Origin of the sequence: Saccharothrix sp. AJ9571, assembly GCF_021725495.1 — a bacterium.
Taxonomy (GTDB): Bacteria; Actinomycetota; Actinomycetes; order Mycobacteriales; family Pseudonocardiaceae; genus Amycolatopsis; species Amycolatopsis magusensis.
Map to the genome: position 1 here is coordinate 8,123,473 of NZ_CP091382.1, position 26,998 is coordinate 8,150,470.

At 71.1% G+C, this 26,998-nt stretch carries 27 protein-coding genes; 11 read left to right on the forward strand and 16 right to left on the reverse strand.

All coding sequences use genetic code 11. The features are described 5' to 3' along the window. Nucleotides 1-14: 14 nt before the first annotated feature. From L3Q67_RS36570 to L3Q67_RS36600, 7 genes are all read left to right on the forward strand, one after another. Nucleotides 15-545, forward strand: a complete 531-nt coding sequence (locus L3Q67_RS36570) for a helix-turn-helix domain-containing protein (protein ID WP_499185987.1) — start codon at nucleotides 15-17, stop codon at nucleotides 543-545. Further along, nucleotides 535-1,527: a sigma-70 family RNA polymerase sigma factor family protein gene (locus L3Q67_RS36575; RefSeq protein WP_499185988.1), complete on the forward strand. Its 993-nt coding sequence runs from the start codon at nucleotides 535-537 to the stop codon at nucleotides 1,525-1,527. The genes L3Q67_RS36570 and L3Q67_RS36575 overlap by 11 nt, the downstream gene beginning before the upstream one ends. Nucleotides 1,528-1,584: 57 nt before the next feature. Continuing rightward, nucleotides 1,585-2,112, forward strand: coding sequence for a dihydrofolate reductase family protein (locus L3Q67_RS36580; protein WP_499185989.1), 528 nt, complete (start codon nucleotides 1,585-1,587; stop codon nucleotides 2,110-2,112). Nucleotides 2,113-2,148: 36 nt separating this feature from the next. After that, nucleotides 2,149-3,324 (forward strand): cytochrome P450 family protein, encoded by a 1,176-nt coding sequence (locus L3Q67_RS36585; RefSeq protein ID WP_499185990.1) that lies wholly within the window; start codon nucleotides 2,149-2,151, stop codon nucleotides 3,322-3,324. 39 nt (nucleotides 3,325-3,363) lie between these two features. After that, nucleotides 3,364-4,110 carry an IclR family transcriptional regulator gene (locus tag L3Q67_RS36590; RefSeq protein ID WP_499185991.1) on the forward strand — a complete coding sequence of 249 codons (747 nt, stop codon included), beginning with the start codon at nucleotides 3,364-3,366 and terminating at the stop codon, nucleotides 4,108-4,110. Between the two features lie 1,150 nt (nucleotides 4,111-5,260). Continuing rightward, on the forward strand, nucleotides 5,261-6,265 hold the full coding sequence (locus tag L3Q67_RS36595; protein WP_499185992.1) for an Ldh family oxidoreductase: 1,005 nt from the start codon (nucleotides 5,261-5,263) through the stop codon (nucleotides 6,263-6,265). A gap of 3 nt (nucleotides 6,266-6,268) precedes the next feature. Further along, a complete protein-coding gene (locus tag L3Q67_RS36600) occupies nucleotides 6,269-7,552 on the forward strand; it encodes an MFS transporter (RefSeq protein ID WP_499185993.1) in 1,284 nt (427 codons plus the stop codon). On the opposite strand, the gene L3Q67_RS36605 is transcribed toward L3Q67_RS36600, so the two are convergent. After that, nucleotides 7,531-8,022, reverse strand: coding sequence for a MarR family winged helix-turn-helix transcriptional regulator (locus L3Q67_RS36605; RefSeq protein WP_499185994.1), 492 nt, complete (start codon nucleotides 8,020-8,022; stop codon nucleotides 7,531-7,533). The two genes, L3Q67_RS36600 and L3Q67_RS36605, sit on opposite strands and share 22 nt — an antisense overlap. A gap of 78 nt (nucleotides 8,023-8,100) precedes the next feature. Between L3Q67_RS36605 and L3Q67_RS36610 the strand changes: the two genes are divergently transcribed. Then, the gene (locus L3Q67_RS36610; RefSeq protein WP_499185995.1) at nucleotides 8,101-8,508 is read left to right on the forward strand and encodes an organic hydroperoxide resistance protein; all 408 of its coding nucleotides are present in this window, start codon (nucleotides 8,101-8,103) and stop codon (nucleotides 8,506-8,508) included. A gap of 23 nt (nucleotides 8,509-8,531) precedes the next feature. Here L3Q67_RS36610 and L3Q67_RS36615 read toward each other — a convergent pair whose 3' ends face one another. Then, nucleotides 8,532-9,674 carry a PucR family transcriptional regulator gene (locus L3Q67_RS36615; protein WP_499185996.1) on the reverse strand — a complete coding sequence of 381 codons (1,143 nt, stop codon included), beginning with the start codon at nucleotides 9,672-9,674 and terminating at the stop codon, nucleotides 8,532-8,534. Between the two features lie 141 nt (nucleotides 9,675-9,815). Here L3Q67_RS36615 and L3Q67_RS36620 point away from each other — a divergent pair, with 141 nt between their 5' ends. Together L3Q67_RS36620 and L3Q67_RS36625 are read left to right on the forward strand one after the other, a co-directional pair. After that, nucleotides 9,816-10,454 carry a LysE family translocator gene (locus L3Q67_RS36620; protein ID WP_499185997.1) on the forward strand — a complete coding sequence of 213 codons (639 nt, stop codon included), beginning with the start codon at nucleotides 9,816-9,818 and terminating at the stop codon, nucleotides 10,452-10,454. A gap of 56 nt (nucleotides 10,455-10,510) precedes the next feature. Continuing rightward, complete coding sequence (locus tag L3Q67_RS36625; RefSeq protein WP_499185998.1) at nucleotides 10,511-11,332, forward strand: intradiol ring-cleavage dioxygenase; 822 nt, start codon at nucleotides 10,511-10,513, stop codon at nucleotides 11,330-11,332. Here the strand turns inward: L3Q67_RS36625 and xynA are convergent, their stop codons facing one another. From xynA to L3Q67_RS36655, 6 genes are all read right to left on the reverse strand, one after another. Continuing rightward, nucleotides 11,333-12,025 (reverse strand): glycoside hydrolase family 11 protein, encoded by a 693-nt coding sequence (gene xynA, locus L3Q67_RS36630; RefSeq protein ID WP_499185999.1) that lies wholly within the window; start codon nucleotides 12,023-12,025, stop codon nucleotides 11,333-11,335. 197 nt (nucleotides 12,026-12,222) lie between these two features. Further along, nucleotides 12,223-13,371 (reverse strand): mandelate racemase/muconate lactonizing enzyme family protein, encoded by a 1,149-nt coding sequence (locus tag L3Q67_RS36635; protein WP_499186000.1) that lies wholly within the window; start codon nucleotides 13,369-13,371, stop codon nucleotides 12,223-12,225. After that, the gene (locus tag L3Q67_RS36640; RefSeq protein ID WP_499186001.1) at nucleotides 13,368-14,315 is read right to left on the reverse strand and encodes a hypothetical protein; all 948 of its coding nucleotides are present in this window, start codon (nucleotides 14,313-14,315) and stop codon (nucleotides 13,368-13,370) included. The genes L3Q67_RS36635 and L3Q67_RS36640 overlap by 4 nt, the downstream gene beginning before the upstream one ends. Nucleotides 14,316-14,338: 23 nt before the next feature. Next, the gene (locus L3Q67_RS36645; protein WP_499186002.1) at nucleotides 14,339-15,169 is read right to left on the reverse strand and encodes an SMP-30/gluconolactonase/LRE family protein; all 831 of its coding nucleotides are present in this window, start codon (nucleotides 15,167-15,169) and stop codon (nucleotides 14,339-14,341) included. Continuing rightward, nucleotides 15,162-16,559, reverse strand: a complete 1,398-nt coding sequence (locus L3Q67_RS36650) for an aldehyde dehydrogenase (NADP(+)) (RefSeq protein WP_499186003.1) — start codon at nucleotides 16,557-16,559, stop codon at nucleotides 15,162-15,164. The genes L3Q67_RS36645 and L3Q67_RS36650 overlap by 8 nt, the downstream gene beginning before the upstream one ends. A gap of 39 nt (nucleotides 16,560-16,598) precedes the next feature. Then, nucleotides 16,599-17,201, reverse strand: a complete 603-nt coding sequence (locus L3Q67_RS36655) for an IclR family transcriptional regulator (RefSeq protein ID WP_499186004.1) — start codon at nucleotides 17,199-17,201, stop codon at nucleotides 16,599-16,601. Between the two features lie 91 nt (nucleotides 17,202-17,292). Here L3Q67_RS36655 and L3Q67_RS36660 point away from each other — a divergent pair, with 91 nt between their 5' ends. Further along, nucleotides 17,293-18,216: an aldose 1-epimerase family protein gene (locus L3Q67_RS36660; RefSeq protein ID WP_499186005.1), complete on the forward strand. Its 924-nt coding sequence runs from the start codon at nucleotides 17,293-17,295 to the stop codon at nucleotides 18,214-18,216. A 6-nt stretch (nucleotides 18,217-18,222) separates the two neighbouring features. Here the strand turns inward: L3Q67_RS36660 and L3Q67_RS36665 are convergent, their stop codons facing one another. The 8 genes from L3Q67_RS36665 to L3Q67_RS36700 form a co-directional block, all read right to left on the reverse strand. Then, the gene (locus L3Q67_RS36665) at nucleotides 18,223-19,296 is read right to left on the reverse strand and encodes a glycoside hydrolase family 43 protein (protein WP_499186006.1); all 1,074 of its coding nucleotides are present in this window, start codon (nucleotides 19,294-19,296) and stop codon (nucleotides 18,223-18,225) included. A gap of 99 nt (nucleotides 19,297-19,395) precedes the next feature. Continuing rightward, entirely contained in the window at nucleotides 19,396-20,172 is a 777-nt protein-coding gene (locus tag L3Q67_RS36670) for an IclR family transcriptional regulator (RefSeq protein ID WP_499186007.1), read from the reverse strand. A 66-nt stretch (nucleotides 20,173-20,238) separates the two neighbouring features. After that, a complete protein-coding gene (locus tag L3Q67_RS36675) occupies nucleotides 20,239-21,249 on the reverse strand; it encodes a zinc-dependent alcohol dehydrogenase (RefSeq protein WP_499186008.1) in 1,011 nt (336 codons plus the stop codon). Then, nucleotides 21,246-22,235: an ABC transporter permease family protein gene (yjfF, locus tag L3Q67_RS36680; RefSeq protein WP_499186009.1), complete on the reverse strand. Its 990-nt coding sequence runs from the start codon at nucleotides 22,233-22,235 to the stop codon at nucleotides 21,246-21,248. The genes L3Q67_RS36675 and yjfF overlap by 4 nt, the downstream gene beginning before the upstream one ends. Further along, nucleotides 22,232-23,269: an ABC transporter permease gene (locus tag L3Q67_RS36685; protein WP_499186010.1), complete on the reverse strand. Its 1,038-nt coding sequence runs from the start codon at nucleotides 23,267-23,269 to the stop codon at nucleotides 22,232-22,234. Before L3Q67_RS36685 ends, yjfF begins: the two co-directional genes overlap by 4 nt. Continuing rightward, nucleotides 23,266-24,780 (reverse strand): sugar ABC transporter ATP-binding protein, encoded by a 1,515-nt coding sequence (locus L3Q67_RS36690; RefSeq protein ID WP_499186011.1) that lies wholly within the window; start codon nucleotides 24,778-24,780, stop codon nucleotides 23,266-23,268. The genes L3Q67_RS36685 and L3Q67_RS36690 overlap by 4 nt, the downstream gene beginning before the upstream one ends. A 64-nt stretch (nucleotides 24,781-24,844) precedes the next feature. Further along, nucleotides 24,845-25,813 carry an ABC transporter substrate-binding protein gene (locus L3Q67_RS36695; RefSeq protein WP_499191725.1) on the reverse strand — a complete coding sequence of 323 codons (969 nt, stop codon included), beginning with the start codon at nucleotides 25,811-25,813 and terminating at the stop codon, nucleotides 24,845-24,847. A 105-nt stretch (nucleotides 25,814-25,918) separates the two neighbouring features. Continuing rightward, nucleotides 25,919-26,857 carry a LacI family DNA-binding transcriptional regulator gene (locus L3Q67_RS36700; RefSeq protein WP_499191726.1) on the reverse strand — a complete coding sequence of 313 codons (939 nt, stop codon included), beginning with the start codon at nucleotides 26,855-26,857 and terminating at the stop codon, nucleotides 25,919-25,921. Nucleotides 26,858-26,998: the final 141 nt, after the last annotated feature.

The following is a 26,998-nucleotide window of genomic DNA, read 5'->3' on the forward strand; positions in this document are numbered from 1 at the left end:
GAGATCGTTCCGGCGTGGATACCTTGGAACTTCTGGTGCACCCGGTGCGGTTGCGGATCGTGCACGCCCTGACCGGGGACCGGGCGCTGACCACGGCCGAGCTGTGCGACCGCACCCCGGACGTGTCGAAGGCGACCGTCTACCGGCACGTCAGCCTGCTGGCCGACGCCGGGGTGCTCGAAGTGGACGGTGAGACGCGCGTGCGGGGCGCGGTCGAGCGGCGGTACCGGCTCAGCCGCGAGCGGGCGGTGATCGACGCCGTGGTCACGCCGGAGGAGCACCGGCGGGGGTTCGCCGTCGCGATGACGATCCTGATCGCCGAGTTCAACGCCTACCTCGATCGCGAGCACGCCGATCCGGCGGCCGACTCGGTCGGCTACCGCCAGCACGCGATCTGGCTCGACCCGGCCGAACTCGCCGAGCTCATCACCGGCCTGCGGCAGGCGATCGTGCCGCACCTGCGCCACGATCCCGCGCCGGACCGGACGCAGTACCTGCTCAGCCCGATCCTCTTCCCCATCGAGGACGCCGCCGATGAACGCTGACGAGTTCACCGCGCTGGCCGAACAGCACCGCCGTGAGCTGCGCGTGCACTGCTACCGGATGCTCGGCTCGTTCGACGAAGCCGAAGACCTGGTGCAGGAGACCTTCCTGCGCGCGTGGCGGGGTATCGACGGTTTCGAGGGCCGCTCGACCGCGCGGGCGTGGCTGTACAAGATCGCCACGAACGCCTGCCTCGACGTGCTCGCGGGCCGGTCGCGCCGGGTGCTCCCCCACCACCGCACCGGCCCGTCGGATCCGCGGGTCTCATTCGACGAGCGCCACGACATCCCTTGGCTGCAACCGTTTCCCGACCGATTGTGGGAGCCCGTCGCGCCGGTCGACGACGAACCGGACGCGGCGGTGGTCGCCGGGGAGACCATCGAACTGGCGTTCCTGGCCGCGCTGCAGCACCTGCCACCCCGCCAGCGCGCCGCGTTGCTCCTACGCGACCTGCTCGGCTGGCCTGCCAAGGAGGTGGCGGCCCAGCTGGACACCGGGGTGGCCGCGGTCAACAGCGCGCTGCAACGAGCACGGGCCACGCTGCGAGAGCACCTGCCCGAGCGGCGGTCGGAGTGGCCGCGGCCGACCGAGCGCGAACGGGCCGTGCTGCGCAAGTACGTCGACGCGGTGGAGCGCGCCGACCTGGCAGCTGTCGCCGAAATGCTGGCCGAGGACGTGCGGACCACCATGCCGCCGTGGCCGATGTGGCTGCTCGGACGCGACGCGGTGCTCGCCGCGCTGACCGAAAGCTGGGATCCCGCCTCGCCCGAGTACATCGGCCGGTTCCGGATGTTGCTGATCGGCGCCAACCACCAGCCCGCCGTCGCGGGATATCTCCGGCGCCCTGGTGCGCCCGACTTCCGGCCGTTCGCGATCTCCGTGCTGCGGATCGAGGGCGACCAGGTGACCGAGGCCGACGCCTTCCACGACGCCGGCCTCTTCCCGGCGTTCGGCCTGCCGGAGAAATTGCCCGCGGACCGATGAGTCCGGGGCGCCGCGGTCGTCTCAACGCGGGTCAGCCCACCAACGAGGAGGCAGTTCGTGAGCAAGCTCCTGTATTCGGCCACCATGTCGCTCGACGGGTTCATCGCCGGTCCCGGCGGCGACCTGTCGTGGCTGACCGCGCACGCCGGGCCGGATCCCACGGTCGACGCCCTGATCCCGCAGGTCGGCGCGCTGCTGGTGGGGAACCGGACCTACCGCGGTGACGACCCGCACCGCGACGACCCGGAGAAGGCGGGCGAGGCGTTCGGCGGCGGGTGGTCGGGTCCGCAGGTCGTGCTGACCCACCACATCCCGGCGGTCCCCGTCCCCGATGTCACCTTCGCCGACGACCTCGGCAAGGCCGTCGCGCTGGCGAAGGCGGCCGCGGACGGCAAGTACGTCAACGTGCTCGGCGCCGACGTGGCCCGGCAGTGCCTCGCCGCCGGTGAACTCGACGAGGTGCTGGTGTTCGTCGCGCCGGTGCTGCTCGGCGACGGGATCCGCCTGTTCGACCACCCCGGCGCCACGCTCGTCCGGCTGGAGCACGTCGGCCCGGCGCCCCTGTGGTTCCGCGTGGTCCGCTAGCGGAACTCGGCACGCCCGCGGAACGACCTGACCGGCATGGGCCCGACGCGCAGTTACCCGTTCCGCGATCCGCACCGGCTCGACCTCGAACCGGAGTACGCCGAACTCCGTGAGCACGAACCGCTGAGCCGCGTCCGCCTGCCCCACGGAGGGGACGCGTGGCTGGCCGTGCGCGACGAGCACGTGCGCTCGGTGCTCGCCGACCCGCGGTTCAGCCGCGCGGCCCTGCTCGGGCGGGACGTGCCGCGCACCTCGCCGCGCCGGCTGACCGATCCGACCCTGCACACCATGGACCCGCCCGAGCACAACCGGCTGCGGCGGCTGGTGGCGGCCGCGTTCACCCCGCGCCGGCTCGAACTGCTCACCGCGCAGGCGCAGCGGGTCACCGACGAGCTGATCGACCGGCTCGAGGCGGCGGGACCGCCCGCCGATCTGGTCGGCGGGCTGGCGGTGCCGTTGCCGGTCACGATGATCTGCCACCTGCTCGGCGTGCCGCTGGCCGACCGCGACCGGTTCACCGGCTGGATCGACGTCGCGCTGGCCACCACGGCGTTCAGCCCGGAGGAGATCCACGAGGCGTTCGCGCGGTTGAAGCAGTACCTGGCGTCGCTGGTCGCGCTGCGCCGCGAGGAACCGGCGGACGACCTGCTCAGCGCGCTGGTCAAGGGACCGCTCAGCCATGACGAACTGGTGGTGCTCGGGGTGACGCTGCTCTACGCGGGACTCGAGACGACGTCCAACCACATCGGCAACTTCGCCTACACGCTACTGACGCATCCGCGGCAGTTCGCCGCGCTGGTGGCCGAGCCCGGGCTGCTCGACTCCGCGATCGAGGAGCTGCTGCGGTTCACCCCTACGGTGACCTCGGGCGGCTTCACCCGCATCGCCACCGAGGACGTCGCACTGGGCGGTGTGGTCGTCCGTGCCGGCGAGGCGGTGCTGGTGCAGATCGACGCGGCGAACCGGGATCCGCACCGGCACGCGTGCCCCGATGACCTGGACCTGGCGCGGAAACCCAACCCGCACCTGGCGTTCGGGCACGGGCCGCACTTCTGCGTGGCCGCGCAGCTGGCGAAGGCGGAGCTGCGCGTGGCGATCGGCACGCTGCTGCGGCGGCTGCCCGGTCTGCGCCTGGCCGCGGACCCGGCGGAGCTGCCGTGGCGGCGGGGCCGGATGGTGCGCGGGCTCGAGCGGTTTCCCGTCACGTGGTGAGCGGCGGCGGGGTGATCGCGCCTCGCCTACATTGGTGCCATGGCAGGTGAGGTCCCGCTGTCGGCGGCGGACAAGACGCTGGGCGTGCTCGAGGCACTGGCCGACCACTCGCGCATCGCCGACATCGCCGCGGCCGCCGGGCTGCCGAAGCCGACCGTGCACCGGATCCTGCAAACCCTGGTGCGCCACGGGTTCGCGCGCCCGGACGGACACGGCAGCTACCTCGGCGGGCCGCGGATCCTCAGCCTGGCGGGGCGCTTCCTGCAACGCCTCGACCTCGCCGAACAGGTCCGGCCGACGTTGCGTGAGCTCCAGGAACGCACTGGCTGGACCGTGCACCTGGCTCTCCTGTCCGGCGACGAGGCGGTGTACGTGGCGAAACTGGAGGGCGCGAAGCCGTACCACCTGGCGTCGCGGGTGGGCATGAGCCTGCACCTGCACTGCACGTCGATCGGCAAGGCCATCCTGGCCACCCTCCCGGACGACGAGGTCCGCTCCCTCGTCCGGCGTACCGGCCTGCCCGCCCGGACCGCGCACACCCTTACCAGCGAGGACGCCCTACTCGCCGAGCTCGCCCGAGTACGCGCGCAGGGCTACGCCGAAGACCACGAGGAAAACGAACCCGGCGTACGTGCCATCGGCGCCGCCTTCCGCGACCACACGGGCCAGGTGCTCGGCGCCCTCTCCGCCGCCACCCTCACCCACCCCGCCGACCCGCACACCCACATCCCCGCCCTGGTAACCCAAGCCGCCACCCAAACCTCCACCTCCCTAGGCGCCCCCTAACCCACCCCCACCCCGCCCCACGTCCCCGCCCCCGAACCCCACACTCAGACACCCGAGTCCCACGTTCAGGCGCCCGAGTGCCACGTTCAGGCAGCCGAACCCCACACTCAGGCACCCGAGTCCCGCGTTCAGGTACCCGAGTTCTACGTTCCCGCACCCGAGCCCCACGCTGCCGCAGCCGAGTCCCACGTTCAAAAGCTCGAGTTCCACACTCACGCACCCGAGTCGCACACTCCCACAGCTGGACCCCACACTCGCGAGGCCGAGTTCCCCAATCGCGAGCCCAATCCCACGTTGGTACAGCCGAGTTCCACACTCAGGCAGCCGAGTTCCACGTGCAGGCAGGCGAGTACCACGTTGCCGCAGGCGAACTCCACACTCGGGCAGGCGAGTCCCACGTTCGCGCGGCCCAGGTCCACGCTCTCGTACCGAATCCCACGCCGCTGCAGCCGAACCCCACGTTCGCGTAGCCGAGTCCACACTCGTGCGGCCGAAGTCTGCGTTCGGGCAGCTGAGTTCAACGTTCGGATCGTTGAGGCCACCCCTCGCGGGCGGAGCCCGATCAGGCGGCCGGAGTACAGGCCCCCTCGCCGAATCCCCACGGCGGTGCCGACCGGACCCGGCAGCCGATCTGGCGAGCGGCCGGTGCCTGGCGCCCGGAAAGTCGAACTCGGCCGCGGCAACGTGGGACTCGGCTGCCCGAGTATGGAACTCGCCTGCGGAAGTGTGTGGGACTCGCCTGCCCGAGTGTGGGACTCGCCTGCCTGAACGTGGAACTCAACTGTCCGAGTGTGGGACTCGGCTACCTGAACGTGGGACTCGGCTACCTGAATGTGGGGCTCAGCTGCCCGAATGCGGGGCTCACCTGCCTGAACGTGCGGCTCGGCTGTTCGAGCGTGGGACTCAGTTGCCTGAGTGCGGGGTTCGGGTGCCTGAACGTGGACTCGGGTACCTGAACGTGGGGTTCGGCTGCCTGAACGTGGGGCTCGAGTGCGGGAACGTGGGGCTCGGATGCGGGAGTGTGGGGTTCGGGCGTCTGAGCGTGGGGGGCGGCGCCTGGATGTGAGGGGTGTGAGCTGGTTCACAGGTGGGGGGTGGGGTGGCAGTATGGGGGGATGGTGGTGAAACGGCGTTCCGTGGGGTGGAACAGATGAGGGTGGAGCGGGGAGAGCTGCACGAGGTGGCCCGCCGCGTGCTGGTGAGGGCCGGAGCGCGGAAGGAGGCGGCGGAGGAGGTGGCGCGCTCCTTGGTGCTGTCCAACCTGCTCGGCCATGATTCGCACGGGGTGCGCAGGTTGCCCCAGTACCTCCGGCAGATCCGAAGTGGACAGATAGACCCCAGGGCCGAGCCGCGCACCGAGTTCGTGCGGATCGGGGCGGTGACGGTCCACGGCCACCGCGCCTTCGGGCAGCTCGCCGCCGCTCATGCGACGAAAGAACTCCAGGGTCTCGCCAGGAAACAGGGCTCCGGGGTGGCGACCATCCGCGACTGCAACCACATCGGCAGGCTCGGCGAGTACGTGGCCACCCTCGCCGAGCACGACCTCGTCGGCATCGCCTTCGGCAACGCCGATCCCACCGTCGCACCCCACGGCGGCGCCGAGCGCAGACTCGGCACCAATCCTCTCGCCTGGGCGGTCCCCCGCCAGGAAGGCAAGCCACCCGTGGTGATGGATTGGGCGACTTCCGGGATGGCCGAAGGGAAACTCGCCGTGGCACGCGATCGCGGTGAACGCGTGCCCGAGGGATTCGTGCTCGACGGCGAAGGCCGCACCACGACCAACCCGGCGGATTTCTACGAAGGCGGCGTGCTCCTCCCCTTCGGCGGGCACAAGGGTTACGGCCTCAGCGTGCTGATCGAGATCGTCGGCGGCCTCGTTTCGGGCACCGGTATCGGCAGCATGCCCGGCTACCAAGGCGGGTTCGGCACCGTGCTGCTCGCCTTCGACATCGCGGCTTTCCTGCCACCACAACAGTTCCGCGAGCAAACCGAGGAATTCTGCGCCGAACTGCACCACACCAGGCGAGCCGAAGGGCACACCGAAGTGCTCGTCCCCGGCGAACCCGAGGAACGCGTCCGGCAGGAACGCGAACGTGACGGCATCCCGCTCACCGACGCCGTCTGGCAGGAACTGCAAGCTCTACTGAGGGAGTAGGTCATGTCCGAGTTGCGCCGGGTGGTCAGCGCCTCCGTGGTCGGCACCGCGCTCGAATGGTACGACTTCTTCATCTACGGCTTCGCCGTCACACTGGTGTTCAACGAACTGTTCTTCCGCACCGCCGACCCGGCCATGGGCACCATCATCGGCTTCGCCACCTTCGGCGTCGGCTTCGCGGTGCGCCCGCTCGGCGGTTTCGTCTTCGGCCACCTCGGCGACCGCATCGGCCGACGCTCCACTTTGGTCCTCACCACGCTGGTGATGGGCGTCTCCACCGGCCTGATCGGCCTGCTGCCGACCTACGAGAGCATCGGTATCGCCGCGCCGATCCTGCTCACCGTGCTGCGGATGTGCCAGGGACTGGGTGCGGGCGCCGAATTCGGCGGCGCCTCCACGCTGCTCGCCGAGCACGCACCGCCGAAGCGCCGCGGCTTCTTCACCTCGTTCGCGCAGACCGGTGTCCAAATCGGACTGCTCTCCGGCACGGTGGTGTTCCTGCTCGTCGAGCAACTCGGCCGTGAGACCGTGCTCGCCTGGGCCTGGCGCGTCCCGTTCCTGTTCAGCTTCGTGCTCATCGGCGTCGCGCTCTACGTCCGCCTCCGCGTCGCCGAATCCCCGGTGTTCAAGAAGATGTCGGCCAAGCGGGCCACCGTGTCCCTGCCGGTGTTCGACGCGCTGCGGCGGTACCCGCGCAACTTCGTCATCGGCATCGGCGCGCACATCTGCGACACCGCGGTGGTCTACATCTACGCCACCTACACCGTCACCTACCTGACCAGGACGCTGGGCCTCGACCGCTGGGTCGGGCTCACCGGCGTGATCGTCTTCAGCGTCTTCGTGATCGCACTCCAGCCGGTGTACGGCGCGCTGTCCGACCGGATCGGGCGCCGTCCGCTGAACCTGTTCAGCGTGGTGTTCACCGCCGCCTTCGCCTTCCCGTTCTTCCTGCTGCTCGACACCAGGGAGCCGCTGCTGATCTGGCTCGCGCTCGTGCTGGCGACCACGCTCGGCTTCGCGCCGATGATCGCCGTGCAGCCGGCCTTCTACGCGGAACTGTTCGGCGCGCGCGTGCGCTACACCGGTTTCGCCGCCTCACGCGAGATCGGCGCGGCGCTCGGCGGCTTCTCCCCGCTGATCGCCGCCGCGCTGGTGGCCCAGGCCGACGGCAAGGGCTGGCTGGTGGCGGGCTGGATGATCTTCACCGCCGCCGTCTCGTTCGTCGCCTTCTACCTGTCCAAGGAGAGCAAGGACGTCGACATCGCTCAGGGGCAGCTCTCGCCCTGAGCCTGGACGCCGTCGATCGCGGCGGTCAGCGCGGCCACCCTGGCACGCAGGTCCTTCAGTTCGGCCACCGGCATCCCGGTGGCACCGGCGATCTGCCTCGGCACGTCCAGCGCGCGCTCCCGCAACGCCTCCCCCGCCGCGGAAAGGTGGATCTCCACCGAGCGTTCGTCCTGCTCACTGCGCAGCCGCTGGATGAGTCCAGCCGCCTCGAGCCGCTTGAGCAACGGCGACAGCGTGCCGGAGTCCAGCCGCAGCCGCGCGCCGATCTCCTTGACCGGGATGCCGTCGGACTCCCACAGCACCAGCATCACCAGGTACTGCGGATAGGTCAGATCGAGCTCGCGCAACGCGGTGCGGTACACGCCGCTGAACGCGCGGGAGGCCGCGTGCAGGGCGAAGCAGATCTGGTTGTCCAGGCGCAGGAGCTCCTCCGCCCGCACGGGCGGCGCCTGGTCGTGGCTCGCGGTCATGCCGCCAGCGTACATTAGGTTGTGCACAATTCAATTGTGTGCCACAGTTGCCGGGCAGACACCGACGGAAGGAACCCCATGGCGCTCTACACCGCGGCAGCCACCGCCAACGGCCGGGACGGACGGGCGGTCAGCTCGGACGGCCAGCTCGACCTCGCGCTGGCCATGCCGCCCGCGCTCGGCGGCGACGGCAAGGGCACCAACCCCGAGCAGCTCTTCGCCGCCGGGTACGCGGCCTGCTTCGCCAGCGCGCTGGGCGCGGTCGGCAGGCAGGCGAAGGTGGACACCAAGGACATCTCGGTGACCGCCGAGGTCGGCATCGACAAGGACGACACCGGCTTCGCACTCGCGGTCACCCTGCGCGTCGAACTGCCCGCCGAGCTCGCCGAGGAGACCGGCAAGCAGCTCGTCGAGCAGGCGCACCAGATGTGCCCGTACTCGAAGGCGACCCGCGGCAACATCCCGGTCGAACTGGTCGTCGAGTAGCAGCGGTCTCCCGGGCGCTGCGCTCACCCCGGCTCGCGCAGCGCCCGCGCCACCGCACTGCTCAGGATGCGGATGCCGCGGACCGATCCGGGGTCGACCCCGGTCAGTTCGCGGACGCGCCCGAGCCGGTAGTCCAGGGTGCGCGGGTGGATGTGCAGGGCCAGCGCGGTGGTGAGCCGGTTCATGTCGTTGCGGTAGTAGACGTCCAGGGTGACCACGAGGTCCGGGCCGTTCGCCAGCCGCCGCACCAGGTCGCCGAGCCACTCGTCGACCTCCGGCACGTGGGCCACGCCCAGTTCCACGAAGACCTCGGGGATCCCGTAGATGGCACGGGGAACCCGCTCGCGCGGCGCCACCTGGGCCACCCGCCTGGCCACCGCCACCGCCTCGGCGAGCGCGGTGGACCGGCCGGGGGCGGCACCGACCGCGCACGGGCCGCCCGCCAGTTCGGCGATCGCCCGGACCACGGTCAGCGGCTCGTCCCGGCCCGCGGGAAGCAGCGCGACGAGTTCATCCGGCTCCCGCCAGAACGCCGGAACGGCGTGTTGCTTGAACGCCAGTTCCACGATTTCCTCGGCCAGCTCGCCGGATTTCTCCGGGCACCGGACCACCACCGCCACGTATTCCTCGTGCACGGTGACCCCGAGGCTGCGGGCGATTTCCCCGGCCGTGGCCGCATTCACCAGCAGCGATTCCGCCAAATTGCGTATTCGCTGCGCCAATTTGACGCGCAACGCCTGTTCGTCCAGATAGCCGCGCATGTACGCGGCCGTGCCTCGCAATCCCTGCGCGCCGAACCACGCGGTCAACTGGAGCAACTGGTTCAGGTCCTCACCGTCGCCCGCCGCGTCGTGGATCTCGTGCAGCATCAGGTTCGCGTGCAGCACCAGCACCGATTCCGCGGCCCCGGTGCTGAACCCGTTGCTCGCCCGCTCCCGGCCGATCTCGCCGATGAACGCCAACGCCGATTCGCCCAGTGGATCGTCGCCGCGCGTCATTTCGACGGTGTGGCGGCGCATCCAGATGGCGTAGTCGAGCATCGCCGCGTGCCCTCGTGGATCGGCGGCTTCACGCCGGTAATCCGGGATTTCCCTGGCGTAGGCGACCACCTCGGCCCGCGCATTCGCTTCCGCACGTTTTTCCAGTAGCCCGAACAGATCGCTCACACCGGCTCCCCTCGAATTGAGGTACCGCCGGATCGTAGTGAACCGGCGGGGTGGGGCGGAAGGCTCGGTTCCGCTCGTCAGCAACGGCGGGGCGGGGAAAACCGGTTCCCGGCCCGGCCCTCGGTGTGGTCGGATGGCCCGGTGGATCTTTCCGTACTGCTGGCCTTCGTCGTCGCCGCGCTGGTGATCAGCCTGGTGCCGGGCCCCGACATGCTGTTCATCGTCGCCAACGGCATCGCCAAGGGGCGCCGCGCCGGGGTGGTGGCCGCGCTCGGCATGTCCACCGGGCTCGCCGTGCACACCGCGGCCGCCGCGCTCGGCCTCGGCACCCTGCTCCAGGCGGCCCCGGCCGTGCTGGACGCCGTCCGCATCGCCGGCGCGGCCTTCCTGGTCTACCTGGCGGTGACCACGCTGCGCTCGTCGAAGCAGGCGCTGGCGAACACCGATCCCGAGCCGGTGCCGGACCGGAGCCTGCGGCGCACCTACGTGCTCGCGGTGCTGACCAACCTGGCCAATCCGAAGGTGATCCTGTTCTTCCTGGCCTTCTTCCCGCAGTTCCTGCACCCCGAAGCGAGCTGGCCGATGGGCGTGCAGTTCCTGGTGCTCGGCGCGGTGTTCATCGCGGTGGGCCTGTCGGTGGACGGCTCGGTCGGCCTGACCGCGGGCGCGCTCGCGGCGCTGCTCCTGCGCCGGCCCTCGATCCGGCGCTGGCTCGACCGGGTGTCCGCGGCCATCTTCGGGGCGCTGGCCGTGCGCCTGGTCGCCGACCGCGGCGCATAGGGAACGCACAGCTCGCCCACAGGCCGCGCCCACGCCCGCTGCCTAGCGTGAACGGTATGACCGACCACCACGAAGGGCAGCGGGTCAGCCGCCGTCGCCTGCTCGCCGGGATCAGCTCGCTCAGCCTGACCGGGCTGCTCGCCGCGTGCACCACCGGTGAGCAGCAGCCGTCCGCCGCCGCGACGGCGGCCACCGCCGAGGACGTGTTCAGCGAGGCGGGTACCTGCACGCTGACCCCGGAGACCACGCAGGGCCCGTACTACTTCGACGCGGACAAGGTGCGGGCCGACATCCGCGAGGACCGGCAGGGCACCACGCTGCGGCTGGCGTTGAAGGTGCAGGACAGCGAAACCTGCGCGCCGCTGCCGAACGCGGTGGTGGAGATCTGGCACTGCGACGCGAACGGGCTGTACTCCGGCGCGGAGGCGCAGTCCACCGGGGGAACCGGCGGGCCGCCCGCGGGTGCCCCTCCCGCGGGCGGCCCGCCATCGGGCGGCACGGGAGCCAGTGACGGCATGGCCGACCTGACCCCGACCGATGACCGGCGCTACCTCCGCGGCGCACAGGTGACCAGCGCGGAGGGGGTCGTCGAGTTCACCACCGTCTGGCCCGGCTGGTACCGCGGCCGCACCGTGCACATCCACGTGATGGTGCACGTGAGCAACGAGCGGGTGCTGACCAGCCAGCTCATGTTCGACGAGGCGCTGAACTCGGCGGTGTTCGCGGACGCGCCCTACGCCGCGCACACCGGCCGGGACACCTTCAACGACGGCGACACCATCTTCGAGGACAGCATGCTGCTGAAGGTGACCCGGCAGGCGGACGGCTATCTCGGCGCCATCGTGCTGGCCGCCGATCCCGACTGGAACGGCCGGTGATCAGCTCACGTAGATGTTCGAGTTGCCGCTGCTCTGGAAGCCCTCGGTGGCCATGATCATGTAGTAGTTGAAGTTGCCGAGGTTCATGCCCTTGCTCCGCCAGGCGTCGAAGTGGGTACCGGTGTTGATCGTGCCACCGACCTTCTTCTGCTGGCGCGTGCTCCAGAACTGCGGGAAGGTCTTGTTGTCGCCTTCGATCGACGGCGCGTTGTACCGCATGGTCTGGTAGATGTCGTAGGTGCCGCCGTCGCTGTTGACGGTGCCCCGGTGCGTGCCGGTCGGGCGGTAGTTGCCCCAGCTTTCGACGATGTAGTACTCGACGAGCGGGTTCGACGTCCAGCCGTAGAGGCACAGGTAGCCGTTGCCCGAGGGGTTGAAGCTGCCCGAGTAGTTGACCGATCTGCGCGAGCCGTTGCTCCAGCCCTTGCCGCAGACGAAGTTGCCGGTGTTGCTCCAGTTGGTCCGGTAGTTGCCGCCGTTGCTCAGGGTCATCGAAACGGAACCGCCGCCGTCGGTCCAGAACGAGAAGAAGTACCCGTTGTGCGTACCGGTCTGGTTGGTGGTGATGGTGGTGTCCGCGCCCGCGGTCCCGGGCAGCACCAGTGCGGACGTGGTGGCCAGCGCCAGCGCGCCGGTGCCGCCGAGGAACAACCGGCGGTTGATCGGGCTGGGCTGGACGTCGTCCATCGACATGTTTCCTCCTCGTTGAGGCCGGCGGGGGACACACCGAGTGTTCGTCCAGCCACACGAGACTGTCAACAAGTTTCGAACAGTTTTCGGAAACATACCGAAACGCATTGGGCCTGGCCCCGGCCGACTAGCGGGGCGATCGACCAGCGGATTCGCTCTTCCGCACCCTCGGTCGGGGCCAGGCATGTCGAAAGTTTCGACTACGACGTACCCCGCCGTTCCCAGCCTTCCTTGAACAGGTCGAAGAAGGCGCCGGTCGACGGGTGTTCGCCGATGAAATCGGGATCCAGTTCCACGCCGAGGCCGGGCGCGTCCGGCAGCGCGAAGTAGCCGTCGACCACCTCCGGCAGGCCGGGCGCGGCCTGCTTCACGTGCTCGTCGGCGAAGTCGTTGAAGTGCTCCTGGATCTTGAAGTTCGGCGTGCACGCCGCCAGGTGCAGGTTGGCCGCGGTGAGCACCGGGCCGCCGACGTTGTGCGGCGCGATCAGCGTGTAGTGCGCCTCGGCCGTGGCCGCCAGCTTGCGGGTCTCGGCGATGCCGCCGAGGTGCCCGATGTCGGGCTGGATCACGTCCACCGCACCGGATTCGAACAGTTCGCGGAACTCGACCCGGTCGTGGATGCGCTCGCCGGTGGCCACCGGGATGGTGACCTTGCCCGCCACCGTCGCCAGCGCCTTGAGGTTGGCCGGTGGCACCGGTTCCTCGATCCACGCGGGATCGTACGGTTCGAGCATCCGCGCGATCCGGATGGCTTCGGCCGGCGCGAACCGCCCGTGCATCTCCACCAGCAGTTCGACGTCCGGGCCGACCGCGTCGCGCACCGCCTCGACCAGCGATACACACCGCCGCCGTTCGGCCGGTTCCAGTTCCCACTGCCCGGGGCCGAACGGGTCGAACTTCATCGCGAGGTACCCGCGCTCGACGACCTTCTTCGCCGCCGCCGCGAATTCTTCCGGCGTGCGCTCCACTGTGTACCAGCCGTTGGCGTAGGCCTTGACGCGATCGCGGACCTTGCCGCCGAGCAGCCGCCACACCGGCTGGCCCAGCGCCTTGCCGATGATGTCCCAGCAGGCCATCTCCACGCACGCGATGCCGGACATCACGATCTCGCCGGCGCGCCCGTAGTCGCCGTACTTCATCCGCTGCACGAGTGCTTCGGTGTCGAACGGGTCGTGCCCGACCACGTGCCGCGGTGCCGCTTCGGCGAGGTAACCCAGCAGCGCCCTGGTGTGCCCGAGCATGCGGGTCTCGCCGACCCCGGTCAGCCCGTCGTCGGTGGTGACGCGGACGAAGGTGAGGTCACGCCACGGCGTGCCGAGCACGAAGGTGTCGACCGCGGTGATCTTCATCGGGCAGCTCCCTGGTTCAGCGGTTCCGGCAGTGCGATTCCTTCGGCTCCCAGCTCGGACATCACCGCGTCCGGCAGGTGCTCGGCCAGCAACGCCAAGCCGATTTCCGCGCGCCGCACCCGTTCGCGGGCCAGCCGGATGGCCACGTCGGTCAGGTGCGTGCCGCTGGGGTAGATGTTCGGCGAGTTCCGCAGGCCGAACTTGAGGTACACGGGTGCGGCCACCCGCACGATTTCGGCGATCTCGAAGTGCCGGATGAACCCGCCCTGGTCGTCCGGTGCCTCGAGGTAGATGTCCAGCGGCAGGTCGACCGCGGCCCGCACGGCCGCCAGCTGGCCGAGGCTCAGGTCGGTGGGCACGTTGTAGGTGTCCGCGCCGACCCGCTCCGCCAGCCGGATGGAGACCGGATTGGACAGTCCCATCTGGACACTGATCTTGAACTGCAGGCTCGCCGGGAGCAGCCCGCGTTCCCGGGCGGCGGCGGCCACCTCCAGCGTGCCCAGATCGGTGATCAGCACGCTGCGGATCCCCGCGGCCGCGGACCGCGCGATGTCGGCCAGGTTGTGCACGACCTGCTCGGTGCCCCTGGCCTGCGCGGCGAGCGCGCCCGCGCCGGAGGCCAGTGCGGCGGCGCCGGTCGACCAGCCCGCGAGCGGCCGGGCGAACAGGCTGACCTCGGTCCGGGCGCCCACCCCGGTCTCCGCCATCCGCGTCAGCTCGTCCCCGGTCAGCAGCATTCCGCCGCTGCCCTGGGAAACGCGGTGCACCGGCACCCCGCGCGCGGCCGCCTCGGCGAGCACGGCGTCGAACACCTCCGGCCCCTCGACACTGGGGAGCTCCACCCGGTACTGGGCGCCGTCCGGGAAGCGTTTGGTGCTGTCGGGCAGGGCGTGGTCGGACTCGGCGAACCCGAGTTCGCCGAGCAACTCGCGGAATCTCTGCACGTGGCGCGCCTTTCTGGGAAGTTTCAGCCGGCGAAGGTGAGCGCGGGCAGCCCCGCGACACCGGGGTCCACGGCGAACACGGCCCCGGCCCGGTGGTCGGGCGCCGCGTCCTGCTGGGAAGTGGTGATGTAGAGCCGGGTCAACCCGGGTCCGCCGAAGGTGCAAGCGGTCACCTGGCTCACCGGCAGTTCGACGACCGCGTCGAGCACCCCGTCCGGGCCGTAGCGGCGCACCGCCGAGCCACCCCACAGCGCCACCCACACGCCGCCCTCGGCGTCCACGGTGAGGCCGTCCGGCTCGCCGGGGGGCTCGACCTTCGCGAACAGCCGGCGGCCGGTGAGCCCGTCAGGGCCGTAGTCGAACGCGTCGATCCGCCCGGTCGGGGTGTCCACGTAGTACGCCGTGGTGCCATCGGGGCTGAACGCGAAACCGTTGGAGATGGTGACACCGGCGAGCACCCGCTCGACGCCGTGGTCCGGGTCGAGCCGGAACAACGCGCCCGCGCCCTTCCTGGTGTCGTAGGCCATCGAGCCGCAGTAGAACCGGCCGTCGGGGTCGCAGCCGCCGTCGTTCATCCGGATGCCCTCGTCGATCCACAGTGGACCGAGTGCGGTGACCGGCCCGGTCAGGTCCTCGGCGAGGGCGAACCCGCGTTCGGTGGCCAGCACCCAGCCCCCGGACCGGCGCGGCCGCAGTGCCGCCGCGACCGAACCGACGTGCGTACGCGTCACCTGCCCGGAAGGGGCGAGGCTCAGCACGTCTCCGGCGAGCATGTCCACCCACACCAGGTGGTCCTCCCACCACACCGGCCCTTCCCCGTGCCAGGCCAGTGCTTCGGTCACCGCCTCAGCCATGGTCGTGGTCCCGCAACGGCGGCGGCAGCAACTCACCGGGCAGGTTCTGGTAGGCGACCGGGCGCAGGAACCGCCGGATCGCCGCGGTGCCCACCGAGGTGAAGGTGCCGGTGGCGGCCGGAGCGGGCCCGCCGTGGTGCTGGGCGTGGGTGACCGCGACGCCGGTCGGCCAGCCGTTCCACACCACCCGCCCGGCGAACTCGGCGAGCCTGCGCACCAGTGGCCGGGCGACCTGCTCCCCCGCTTCGCCGTGCACGGTCGCGGTCAGCTCACCGGTGAACAACCGCGCCGCGGCGAGGAGTTCGTGTTCGCCGTCGTAGGCGACGAGCAGCGAGGTCGGGCCGAAGCACTCGGCCAGCAGCACCTCACCGGCCGCCCGGAGGTCCGGCAGGGTCGTGGCGAGCAGGGCCGCCCGCGTGCCGTCCGGGGTGTCCGCGCCGGATACGACGACGCGGACCGCCGGGTGCGCGGCGAGTTCCGCGCGCCGGTGCGCATGCGCCTCGGCGATCCGTTCGTTGAGCAGGGTCGCGGCGGCCTGCCCGCGGACCCGGTCGGCCACGGCCGCTTCGAACTCGGGCAGCGCGGCCGCGGGGTAGAACAGGATGCCGGGCTTGGTGCAGAACTGGCCCGCGCCGAGCAGGTAGGAATCGGTGTACCCGGCGGCGATCTCCGCGTGCCTCGCGGCCGCCGCGGCCGGCGTCACGAAGACCGGGTTCACGCTGCCCATCTCGGCGTAGAACGGGATGGGGTCCGGCCGTGAGGCAGCGAGGGCGTACAGCGCCCGGCCCCCGGCGGGCGAACCGGTGAACGCGGCGGCCTTCACCTCGGGTGCCTGCAACGCCGATCGGGCCGCCTCTTCCCCGCGCAGCAAGGAGAACGTGCCGTCCGGGGCTCCGGCGCGACCCAGCGCGGCGGAGACCACGGCGGCCGTCGCTTCGGCGAGTTCCGGGTGGCCGGGGTGTCCTTTGTGGATCACCGGGCACCCGGCGGCCAGCGCCGACGCGGTGTCCCCGCCCGCGACGCTGAACGCGAACGGGAAGTTGCTCGCGCCGAACACCAGCACCGGGCCGATCGGCCGCAGCAGGCGGCGCAGGTCCGGGCGGCCACCGGCGGGCCAGCCGGGATCCGCCCGGTCGACCACCGGTTCGCGGTACCGCTCGCCGGTCACCTCCCCGGCGAGCAACCGGAGTTGGAACACCGTGCGCCCGAGTTCGCCCTCCAGCCGGGCCACCGGCAGATTGCTCTCCCTGGCCGCGATCGGCACCAGTTTGTCCCCGGCGGCGGCCAGCGCGTCGGCGACCAGGTGCAGTGCCTTGGCCAGCCGATCCGGCGGCCAGTCGGCCAGTTCCCTGGCGGCCACCGTGGCGGCGCGGAGCGTGTCGGCGGGCATTCCGCCTCCTGTTCGATATTTCGGATGCTGTTCGAAACTCTAGACAGCCGTGGTCGCGCCCGTCAACACACGCCCGAGCCGGCGGGCACCGGCGGCCACCCGGGCGTCCCACTGCGGCGCCGGAACCCGGAGCCAGCAGTCGCGCGGGACCCGCAGGCCGAGCGCCGCCACCGGTCCCCACGCCCCCAGCACACCGGCCGCCAGGTGCACCGCCTCCTCGGCGATTTCCCGTTCCACCCCGGTACTTCCGGCCAGCACGCGGCCGAGCACCCCGACCTCGGTGACCGGTGGGCCGGAGCAGGCGACCACCCGCACCCGCTCCCCGGCGGGCACCGCGATCGCCACGTCGTGGCCGTACCACGCCGCCAGTGCCTTGGCGAGCGGTTCACCCTCGCTTTCCAGCCGCCGCCGGACGGCCCACGACTCCCCCAGCTTGCCGACGCCCGGGCCGAGTGTGTACGCGGCGCGCTTGGCCGGCCGGGCCAGGTAACCGCGCTCGGCCAGCGTGGCGAGCAGCTCGTGCGCGGTGGTTCTGGGCACGCCCAGCCGCGCGGTCACTTCGCCCGCACTCACCCGGCCCTCGGCGAGGGCGTACTCCAGCACGTCGAGCGCGCGTGCCACCGCAGGAATCTCACGGACCACAGCCGTCTCCCTTTGACCCGGCGGGGCGGCGCCGGATAGCGTTCGGACATCGAAATACCGGCACCTGTTCGAAATACCACGAGGAGATCCGATGCCCGCTGTTTCGCCCGACGCCGCCGGAGCACTCGCCGAGATCGGCTGGGGCGAGGACCGGGCCGTGATCGGCGCGGTGGCGGCCACCCTGCTGTCGTGGCGGACCGGTGACACGGAACTGCTGCTCACCCACGACCCGGCCGAACTCGGCGACAGCCACCAGGGCAAGGCCATCGCGCCGTGGCCCAACCGGATCGCGGCGGGGCGCTACACCTTCGAGGGCCACGAGTACCAGGTCGCCCTCACCGAACCGGCGCGCGACGCCGCCCTGCACGGCCTGCTCACCTGGGTCGAATGGGACATCACCGAGCGGCACGAGCACGCGGTCACTCTCGAACACCGCTTGCGCCCGCAATACGGCTACCCGTTCAGCCTCCACTTGCGACTGACCTACGCCCTCGGTGACGACGGCCTGCGCTGCACGCTCCAGGCGACGAACACCGGCACCGGGCCCGCACCCTTCGGCGCCGCCTACCACCCGTACGTCCGGCTCACCGACACCGTCGACGAACTGATCGTCGACCTGCCCGCGGACACCTACTACCCGACCGACGCGAACCTCATCCCGACCGGGCGCGAATCGGTCGAGGGCACCGAGTACGACTTCCGCGGCGGCCGCAAGCTCGGCACGACCGCGCTCGACACCGCGTACACCGGGCTGGCCGCCGACGCCGACGGCACCACCTCCGTGCGGCTGACCGCGCCGTCCGGGCGCACGGTCACCGTGTGGGCCGACGCCGGTCACCGGTACCTGCAGGTCTACACCGACGACGTGCCGGGCACCGGGCGCCCGGCCCGCCTCGGCATCACCGTGGAGCCGATGACCTGCGCGCCCAACGCCTTCAACACCGGCGACGGCCTGCTCACGCTGGCTCCCGGCGAGACCTTCACCGGCAGCTGGGGACTGTCGCATTCGGACTGATCCGGCTCAGGCGTGCCGGGACAGCTCGACCGGGCCGTCGGCCACCGGCACGCCGAAGTCCGGTGAACCGTCCGCGTGGAAGCGCAGCCGCTGCACGCGGGTGTGGCGGTTGGGGTCGTACAGCGGGTCGCCGGTGATCTGCTCGTACTGGCGCGCGTGGTAGACGAGCACGTCGGCGCCGTCCTCCGCGGTGGTGAAGCTGTTGTGGCCGGGGCCGAACTGGCTGTTCGCCCGGTTCGTGGCGAACACCGGCTGCGGTGACTTGTGCCAGGACGCCGGGTCGAGCAGGTTCGCCGACTCGTTCGCCGTCAGCAGGCCCATGCAGTAGTTCGCGTCGGTGGCGCTGGCCGAGAAGGTGAGGAACACGCGGCCGTTGCGGATGAGCGCGGCGGCGCCTTCGTTGACCCGGTGCCCGCGTGTTTCCCAGTCGTAGGTGGGCGTGGACAGCTTGGTGGGCGTGCCGGTGATGGCCACCGGCGAGGACATCTCGGCCAGGTACAGGCTGGTGCCGGGACCGAGTGCCGGGTCGTGCTGGGCCCAGCTCAGGTACCGCTTGCCGCGGTGGGCGAAGGTGGTGGCGTCCAGGGAGAACGTGTTCAACGGCAGGCTGATGCGCCCGGCCACCGTCCACGGCCCCACGCGCGGGTCCTCGCTGGCGGTGGTGAGCACGTACGGGCGGATGTGGAAGACGTCGTCGGAGTTGCCCGCGGCGAAGTAGATGTACCAGCGACCGTCGATGCGGTGCAGTTCCGGCGCCCAGATGTGCCCGCCCATCACGCCACTGGCCGGGCGCCGCCACACGGTGACCTCCTGGGCACCCGCCAGGCCGCCGATGGTGGGCGAGGCGCGGATGATCACGCGGTCGTACTCGGGAACGGAAGCGGTGAAGTAGTACTGGCCGCGGTGGCGCGTGATGAACGGGTCGGCACGCTGCCGGATCAGCGGGTTCACCACCTGCCGGGTGTTGCCCGCGGCGAACGCGGGGGTGACGCCGGCGAACGCGCCGGCGGTGGCCAGTGCCGCCCCGGCGCGCAGGGCGCCACGGCGGGTGAAAGCGGCGGAGCGATGGGGGTTCGGCATTGAACTGTCCCTTCGACAGCGACGACGCCCTCAACTGTGAGCGCTAACACTCGCAGCGTCAAGAGCCGATCGGACGCCGTTCGGTATCCCGGATGGTGTTCACCGGGCGGGTTTCGCCGGAGCCCCCAGTGAAAGCGAGAGGTGGGCGGCGCCTTCGCGGGCCCACTCGTCCCACTGGCTGCCGGGCACGGAGGTCCAGCGGTGCACCGGAACCGACAGGCTGAGCGCGGCCACCATCGCGCCGGTGCGGTCGTGGACCGGCGCGGCCACGCAGCTGACCGCGTCATTCGATTCGCAGAACTCGTGCGCCAGTTCGTCGGTGCGCACCCGGTCGAGCGCCTGCCACAGCTCCGCGGGCGTGCCCAGGCTGCGCGCGGTCATCTTGGCCAGCTGCCGTCCCGGCGGGTACAGCACGTCGAATTCGGTGCGGGACAAGGAAGACAGCAGCATCTTGCCGACCGCGGTGCAGTGTGCCGGGAGCCGCCTGCCGACCGCCGAAACCATGCGCACGGAATGCGTGCTGTCGGTCTTGGCCACGTAGAGCACCTCGTCGCCGTCACGCACGGCCACGTGCACGGTTTCCTGGCTGCGCGCGGAAACCACCGCCGCCGCGACGGTTCCTTCGCGCGCCAGGTCCAAACGCGACTCGTACGCCCCACCGAGCTCGAACAACCGCACGCCGAGCCGGTACCGCGTCCCCTCGTCCCCGAGCCGGTTGAGGTAGCCGCGGTCGGCCAGGGTGTTCAGCAGCTCGTGCACCGTGGTGCGCGGCAACCCCAGCCGCGTCACGATCTGCGGCGCGCTCAGTTCCTCCTCGGCGCGGAACAGTTCGAGGATGTCCAGTGCACGGCTGACCGCCGGGACCGCACGGCTCATGGGACCTCCTGGGCAGGTGATCCCGTCACTCTACCCGCCCGTCCGAAATCTCGAACAGCCCACGAGTCACGGAGCGAGCAGCACCTTCACCGCCTTGTGCCGTTCCTCGGCGAGGATCCGGAACGCCTCGGGGGCGTCGTCCAGGGAGACCTCGTGGGTGACCAGCAGGCCCGGGTCGAGTGCGCCCGAGGCGAAGGCCCGGACGGCGTGGGTCCAGGCACGCGGAGGCGCGCCGAAGACGGTGTGCACGGTGATCTCGTTCAGCACCAAGGTCACCGGGTCCAGTGGCTGGTCCTCGGCGCCGGGGATGCCGGTCAGTGCCACGCGGCCACCTCGCCGGGACAAGGCCACCGCGTTGAAGGCCGTGCCCGGCGCGCCCGCGGCTTCCAGGACCGCGTCGAACGAACCCGCCAGCGAGTCCAGCTCCGCGGGCAGCACCAGCGAATCGGCACCGCACTGGGTCGCCAATGCGGCCCGGTCGCGGCGCGTGTGGACCACGACGATCTCCCCCGCGCCCGCCGCCCGCAGCAACTGCACGGCGAGCAGGCCGAGCATGCCCGCCCCGACCACGGCACACCGCTCCCCCGGCTGCACGGCGAGCTTCAGGCACGCCGCGGCCACGCAGGCCGCGGGTTCGAGGCCCGCCGCCGCACGCAGGTCCGCGGTCTCCGGCAGCCGGTGCAGCAGCCGCGCGGGCACCACCAGGTGGTCGGCCCAGGCACCCGGCTGGGTGAACCCGGTCTCCTCGTACGGGCCGTCGCAGAGGTTGGTGTCGCCGCGACGGCACGCCGGGCACACCTGGCACGACCGGATGCCCTCACCGACCACCGGCGCACCGACCAGGTCCGCGCCGACCCCGTCGCCGACCGCCGCCACCCGGCCCGACCACTCGTGCCCCGGCACCACCGGGTACCGCACGTACTCCGCGGGCCGCGTGCCCTGCATGATCTCGCGGTCGGACCCGCAGATGCCGGACCACGCGACCCGGACCAGCGCCTCCCCCGGCCCCGGCGAGGGCACCTCGCCCGAGCGCACCACCAGCTCACCCGGCCGGTCGATCCACACCGACCGGTTCACCGGGCACGACCCACGATGAGCCGCTGCAACAGGATGAACACCAGCAACAGCGCCCCGATCACGATCTTCGTCCACCACGAGCTCAGTGTGCCCTCGAAGGTGATCAGCGTCTGGATGACACCCAGCACGAGCACGCCGAGCACGGTGCCTGCCAGGTACCCCGAGCCGCCGGTGAGGATGGTGCCGCCGATGACCACCGCGGCGATCGCGTCGAGTTCCATGCCGACCGCGTGCGAGGAATTGCCCGACAGCGTGTAGAAGGTGAGCAGGATCCCGCCGAGCGCCGAGCAGAACCCGCTGATTGTGTAGACGCCGACCCGCGTGCGCGCCACCGGCAACCCCATCAGCAGCGCCGACCGGTTGCTGCCGCCGATCGCGTAGACCGTGCGCCCGAGCCGCGTGTAGTGCAGCACGTACCCGGCGACCAGCAGCACGGCCACCGCGATCAGCACGCTGACCGAGACGCGCAGCCCACCCGGCAGTTCCACCGGTGTCTGCGCGATCGCGACGAACAGCGGGTCGTCCAGCGAGACCGACTCCGTGCTCAGCGTGTAGCTGATCCCCCTGGCCAGGAACATGCCCGCCAGCGTGACGATGAACGGCTGGATCTCGAAGTAGTGGATGATCGACCCCATGCCGAGGCCGAGCACCGCGCCCGCGGCGAGCACCGCGAGCATCACCACCGGCGCGGGCAGCCCGGCCCGCAGCAGTTCCGCGCAGAGCACGGTGGACAGCGCCACCACCGAGCCGACGGACAGGTCGATGCCACCGGTTAGGATCACGAAGGTCATCCCGGCGGCGACCACCAGCAGGAAGGCGTTGTCGATCAGGATGTTCAGCACGACCTGGCCGTCCCCGAAGGCCGGGTAACGGGTCGCGCCGAAGGTGTAGGCCGCGATCAGCAGGGCCAGCGAGGCGGCGATCGGCAGGTACCGCGCCTGCCGCCAGCCACCGCGCACCGGGGCGGGGGTGGTGACCGTGCTCATGCCGGCACCTCGACCTTCGCCTCGCGGTCCGCGGGAGCCGGCGCGGGTGGCTTCTTCCGCCGCCGCAACCGGGCCCGGAACGCCGGGGACTGCACCAGGCAGACGACGGTGACCACGAGCGCCTTGACCAGCAGGGTCGACTCCGGCGGCACGCCGACGGTGTAGACGGTGGTGGACAGGGTCTGGATGAGCAGCGCGCCGAGCACCGTGCCGCCGAGCGAGAACCGCCCGCCGGAGAGCAGCGTGCCGCCGATGACCACGGCCAGGATCGCGTCCAGCTCGATCCACAGCCCGGCGTTGTTGCCGTCGGCGCTGGAGACGTTCGAGCTGATCATCAACCCGGCCAGGCCCGCGCAGAGCCCGCAGAACACGTAGACCAGGGTGAGCAGGCCGCGGGCGCGGACGCCGGCCAGCCTGCTCGCCTCCGGGTTGCCGCCGACCGATTCGACCAGCAGGCCGAGCGCGGACCGGCGGACCACCAGCGCGGTCGCGGCGACCATGCCGAGCGCGATCAGGATCGGCGCGGGCAGGCCGAACCAGTAGCCGCCGCCGAGCACCCGGAACGGGTCGGAGTCCACGGTGATGATCTGGCCGCCGGTGACCAGCTGCGCGAGCCCTCGCCCGGCGACCATCAGGATCAGCGTGGCGATGATCGGCTGGATCCCGATCACCGAGACCAGGAAACCGTTGCACAGCCCCAGTACCAGGCACAGCGCCAGGGAGATGCCGAGCGCGCCGAACATCCCGCCCGCCGCGTTCTGGTCGGGCAGTGTGCTGATCTGCGAGCAGGCGACCGCGGCGCCGATGGCGACCACCGAGCCCACCGAGAGGTCGATGCCGCCGGTGGCCACCACCAGCGTCATGCCGAGCGCGACCAGGATCAGCGGCGCGCCGAAGCGCAGGATGTCGATCAGGGTGCCGTAGAGGTGGCCGTCGCGGATCTGGATGGCGAAGAACGACGGCGAGAGCCAGAGGTTGACCAGCAGCAGCGCCACCAGCGCGGCCGCGGGCCAGAACAGCCGGTACTTGCTCATGACGGCGCTCCTTCGGCGATCGTGCGCATGATGGCCTCCGGCGTCAGCCCGGAGTTCGGCAGGCAGTCGACCATCCGGTGGTCGCGCAGCACCGCCACCTGGTGGCTCAGCCGCAGCACCTCCTCCAGTTCGGCGGAGATGAACAACACCGCCATGCCGCCGTCGGCCAGTTCGGCCACCAGCTTCTGGATCTCGGCCTTCGCGCCGACGTCGATGCCGCGCGTGGGCTCGTCCAGGATGAGCAGCCGCGGTTCGGTGATCAGCCAGCGGGCGAGCAGCACCTTCTGCTGGTTGCCGCCCGACAGCGTGCCCACCGGCGCGTCCGGATCGGCCGGGCGGATGCCCAGCGCGGAGATGTACTTCTTGGCCAGTTCGTCCTGGCGGCGTCGCGAGATCGGGCGGGTCCAGCCGCGGCTCGCCTGCAGCGCCAGGATGATGTTCTCGCGCACGGTGAGGTCTTCGATGAGGCCCTCGGCCTTGCGGTTCTCCGAGCAGAACGCCACTCCGGCGGACATCGCGGCCCGCGGGGTGCGCAGCGTGGTCTTCCGGCCCGCCAGTTCGAGCGTGCCTTCGTCACTGTGGTCGGCCCCGAAGAACAACCGCGCGAGTTCGGTGCGCCCGGAACCGAGCAGCCCGGCCAGGCCGACGACCTCACCTTCGCGGATGGTCAGCGAAAACGGCTCGATCGCGCCCTTGCGCCCCAGTCCGGTCGCCGTGGCGAACGGTTTTTTCTCCGCCGGGTCCCAGTCACGGCGCGGCTCCTCGAGTTCCTCCAGGGTGCCCAGCTCACGCCCGATCATCTTGGTCACCAGCGCCACCGGGGTGATCTCGCCCGCGACGTACTCCCCGACCAGCTTCCCGTTGCGCAGCACGGTCATCCGGTCGGCGATGGCGAAGACCTGGTCGATGAAGTGGGAGACGAACAGGATGGCCATGCCGTCCGCGCGCAGCCCGCGGAGCACGCCGAGCAGCTTGTCCACCTCGCCGGTGTCCAAACTGGACGTCGGCTCGTCGAGCACCAGCACCCGCGCGGAGACCTCCATCGCCCTGGCGATCGCCACCAGCTGCTGCACCGCGAGCGAGTGCCCGCCCAGTTCGCTGGTCACGTCGAGGTCCAGGTCCAGCCGTCGCACCAGTTCCGCCGCGCGCCTGCGCATCGGCTTCCACTGGATGCGGCCGAACCGCCGCGGTTCCCGGCCCAGGAAGATGTTCTCCGCCACCGAAAGGTTCGGGCAGAGGTTGACCTCCTGGTACACCGTGCTGATGCCGTGGCGCTGGGCCTGCGCGGGGCCGCTGAAGGCGACCGGTTCGCCGCCCAGCTCGATCCCGCCGGCGTCGATGTCGTACACGCCGGTGAGCACCTTGATCAGCGTGGACTTGCCCGCGCCGTTCTCGCCCATCAGCGCGTGCACCTCGCCGGGGTACAGGCGGAAACCGACGTCGTCGAGCGCGACGACCCCGGGGAACTGCTTGCGGATGCCGGTCATGGTCAGGATCGGCGGACCAGTCATGCTGCCCCTCGTTTCGGGAGTGGGATCCCGGCGCCGGACGGCGGCCGGCGCCGGGAGGCCTGCCTCAGTACTTGCGCTCGGGCAGCGCGGCCTTCGCCGCCGCCTGGTCGAACACGGTTTCCTGGGTCTCCACCCGCGGCGGCACCGCTTCGCCGGCGGCCACCTTCTTGGCCAGGTCCATCAACTGGGTGCCGAGCAGCGGGTTGCACTCGACCACGAAGTTGATCTTGCCGTCGGCCAGCGCCTGCAGCGCGTCGCGCACGCCGTCCACCGAGACGATCTTGACGTCGGTGCCCGGCTTGAGCCCGGCGCCCTCGATGGCCTCGATCGCGCCGAGCGCCATGTCGTCGTTGTGCGCGTAGAGCACGTCGATCTTGCCCTGCGACTTCAGGAAGGCTTCCATCACTTCCTTGCCCTTGGACCGGGTGAACTCCCCGGTCTGCGAGGCGACCACCTGGAACTTCGGGTCCTTGCCGATCACCTCGGCGAACCCGGCCTTGCGGTCGTTCGCCGGGGCGGAGCCGGTGGTGCCCTGCAGTTCCACGATGCGCACCGGACCGGTGGCCGCGCCGAACTCCTTGGTCAGCCACTCACCGGACTTGCGGCCCTCGGCGACGAAGTCGGACCCCAGGAAGGTCTTGTAGAGCGTGGTGTCGGGCGAGTCCACCGCGCGGTCGGTGAGGATGACCGGGATGTTGGCCGTCTTGGCCTCCTTGAGCACGGTGTCCCAGCCGGATTCCACCACCGGCGAGAAGGCGATCACGTCCACCCGCTGCTGGATGAACGAGCGGATCGCCTTGATCTGGTTCTCCTGCTTCTGCTGCGCGTCGGAGAACTTCAGGTCCACCCCGGCCGCCGCGGCGGCCTCCTGGATCGACTGGGTGTTGGCCGTTCGCCAGCCGCTCTCCGCGCCCACCTGGGAGAAGCCGATGGTCAGCGGTCCGTCGCCGCCCGCCTGGGTGCCGCCACCCCCACCCCCGCACCCGGCCAGCACGCTCAGCCCCACGATCGCCGCCGACCACACGGCCCACATCCTTCGCTTCACGGCTCTCACTCCTCGATCCACACTGATCCGGAATACTGTTATCGCTAACATTCGGCTGCGAGCCGGTCGGGGCAAGGCACTGCCCCGGACGGCCTACGCGCCGGTGCTCTCGCGGACGACCAGTTCCGCCGGCACCAGGGAGCGCGCCGGCGCGGCCGCCCCCTCGATCTGTTCCTGCAGCAGGCCGAACGTGCGCCTGCCCACCTCGATGAAGTCCTGCCGCACGGTGGTCAGCGGCGGGGAGAAGAACGCGGCCTCCGGCACGTCGTCGAACCCGGCGACGTGCACCTCGCCCGGCACCGACCGGCCCCCTTCGGAGAACGCCCGCAGCAGGCCCAGCGCCATCTGGTCGTTGGCGACGAACACCGCGGTGAGGTCGCGTTCGCCCAGCAACCGCTTGCCCGCTTCGTAACCCGATCGGGGACTCCAGTCACCCCGCAGCACCGGCGGTGGTTCCGCGTCGTGCCGCTTGAGCGTGCGCCGCCAGCCCTGTTCCCGCGCCCGTGCCTCCAGCCAGTCCGCCGGGCCCGCGACGTGCCAGACCGTGCGGTGGCCGAGACCCAGCAGGTGCTCGGTGACCTGACGGGCCCCGTCGCGCTGGTCCACCGACACCACCGGGATGGAGGCCCGGTCGGTGTCGGCCACGGCGACCAGCGGGATGCCCGCCGGAGCCGCCCGCAGCGCCGGTTTGGCCGCCACGTGCGGGGCGATCACCACCACGCCTTCGACGGCCTGGCGGCGCAGGCTGTCCACCGCCTGCGCGATGGCGTCCCGCCGCGGGTCGCTGACACTGGCGATGGCGATGCCGTAACCGGCTTCACGGGCCGCGAGCTCCACCCCGAACAGGGTGCTGGCCGGGCCGAACAGGGTGGAGTCCAGCGCGACCACGCCGAGGTTGCGCGACCGGCCGGTGGCCAGCGCGCGAGCGGTGGAGTTGGGCCGGTAGCCCAGTTCCTCGATGGCCGCCAGCACCTTTTCCCGGGTTTCCGCGCGGACCGGACCGGTCTCGTTGATCACGCGGGAGACGGTCATGTGCGAGACGCCGGCCAGCGAGGCCACGTCGGTGAGCGCGGGCAATCGCACGGCGGGCGCGGGTTCCCGCGCTTCGATCCGCTTGGCCACCGACGCCACCTCCAGTTCCCGGGCTGTTCCGTCCGGGAGAACCCTACTCGA

Coding starts and splice junctions, on each gene's coding strand:
- L3Q67_RS36575 (WP_499185988.1), top strand. CDS start 535: ATGAACGCTGACGAGTTCACCGCGCTGGCCGAACAGCACCGCCGTGAG.
- L3Q67_RS36585 (WP_499185990.1), top strand. CDS start 2,149: ATGGGCCCGACGCGCAGTTACCCGTTCCGCGATCCGCACCGGCTCGAC.
- L3Q67_RS36590 (WP_499185991.1), top strand. CDS start 3,364: ATGGCAGGTGAGGTCCCGCTGTCGGCGGCGGACAAGACGCTGGGCGTG.
- L3Q67_RS36595 (WP_499185992.1), top strand. CDS start 5,261: ATGAGGGTGGAGCGGGGAGAGCTGCACGAGGTGGCCCGCCGCGTGCTG.
- L3Q67_RS36600 (WP_499185993.1), top strand. CDS start 6,269: ATGTCCGAGTTGCGCCGGGTGGTCAGCGCCTCCGTGGTCGGCACCGCG.
- L3Q67_RS36605 (WP_499185994.1), bottom strand. CDS start 8,022: ATGACCGCGAGCCACGACCAGGCGCCGCCCGTGCGGGCGGAGGAGCTC.
- L3Q67_RS36610 (WP_499185995.1), top strand. CDS start 8,101: ATGGCGCTCTACACCGCGGCAGCCACCGCCAACGGCCGGGACGGACGG.
- L3Q67_RS36625 (WP_499185998.1), top strand. CDS start 10,511: ATGACCGACCACCACGAAGGGCAGCGGGTCAGCCGCCGTCGCCTGCTC.
- xynA (WP_499185999.1), bottom strand. CDS start 12,025: ATGTCGATGGACGACGTCCAGCCCAGCCCGATCAACCGCCGGTTGTTC.
- L3Q67_RS36635 (WP_499186000.1), bottom strand. CDS start 13,371: ATGAAGATCACCGCGGTCGACACCTTCGTGCTCGGCACGCCGTGGCGT.
- L3Q67_RS36645 (WP_499186002.1), bottom strand. CDS start 15,169: ATGGCTGAGGCGGTGACCGAAGCACTGGCCTGGCACGGGGAAGGGCCG.
- L3Q67_RS36650 (WP_499186003.1), bottom strand. CDS start 16,559: ATGCCCGCCGACACGCTCCGCGCCGCCACGGTGGCCGCCAGGGAACTG.
- L3Q67_RS36660 (WP_499186005.1), top strand. CDS start 17,293: ATGCCCGCTGTTTCGCCCGACGCCGCCGGAGCACTCGCCGAGATCGGC.
- L3Q67_RS36665 (WP_499186006.1), bottom strand. CDS start 19,296: ATGCCGAACCCCCATCGCTCCGCCGCTTTCACCCGCCGTGGCGCCCTG.
- L3Q67_RS36670 (WP_499186007.1), bottom strand. CDS start 20,172: ATGAGCCGTGCGGTCCCGGCGGTCAGCCGTGCACTGGACATCCTCGAA.
- yjfF (WP_499186009.1), bottom strand. CDS start 22,235: ATGAGCACGGTCACCACCCCCGCCCCGGTGCGCGGTGGCTGGCGGCAG.
- L3Q67_RS36685 (WP_499186010.1), bottom strand. CDS start 23,269: ATGAGCAAGTACCGGCTGTTCTGGCCCGCGGCCGCGCTGGTGGCGCTG.
- L3Q67_RS36690 (WP_499186011.1), bottom strand. CDS start 24,780: ATGACTGGTCCGCCGATCCTGACCATGACCGGCATCCGCAAGCAGTTC.
- L3Q67_RS36695 (WP_499191725.1), bottom strand. CDS start 25,813: ATGTGGGCCGTGTGGTCGGCGGCGATCGTGGGGCTGAGCGTGCTGGCC.
- L3Q67_RS36700 (WP_499191726.1), bottom strand. CDS start 26,857: ATGACCGTCTCCCGCGTGATCAACGAGACCGGTCCGGTCCGCGCGGAA.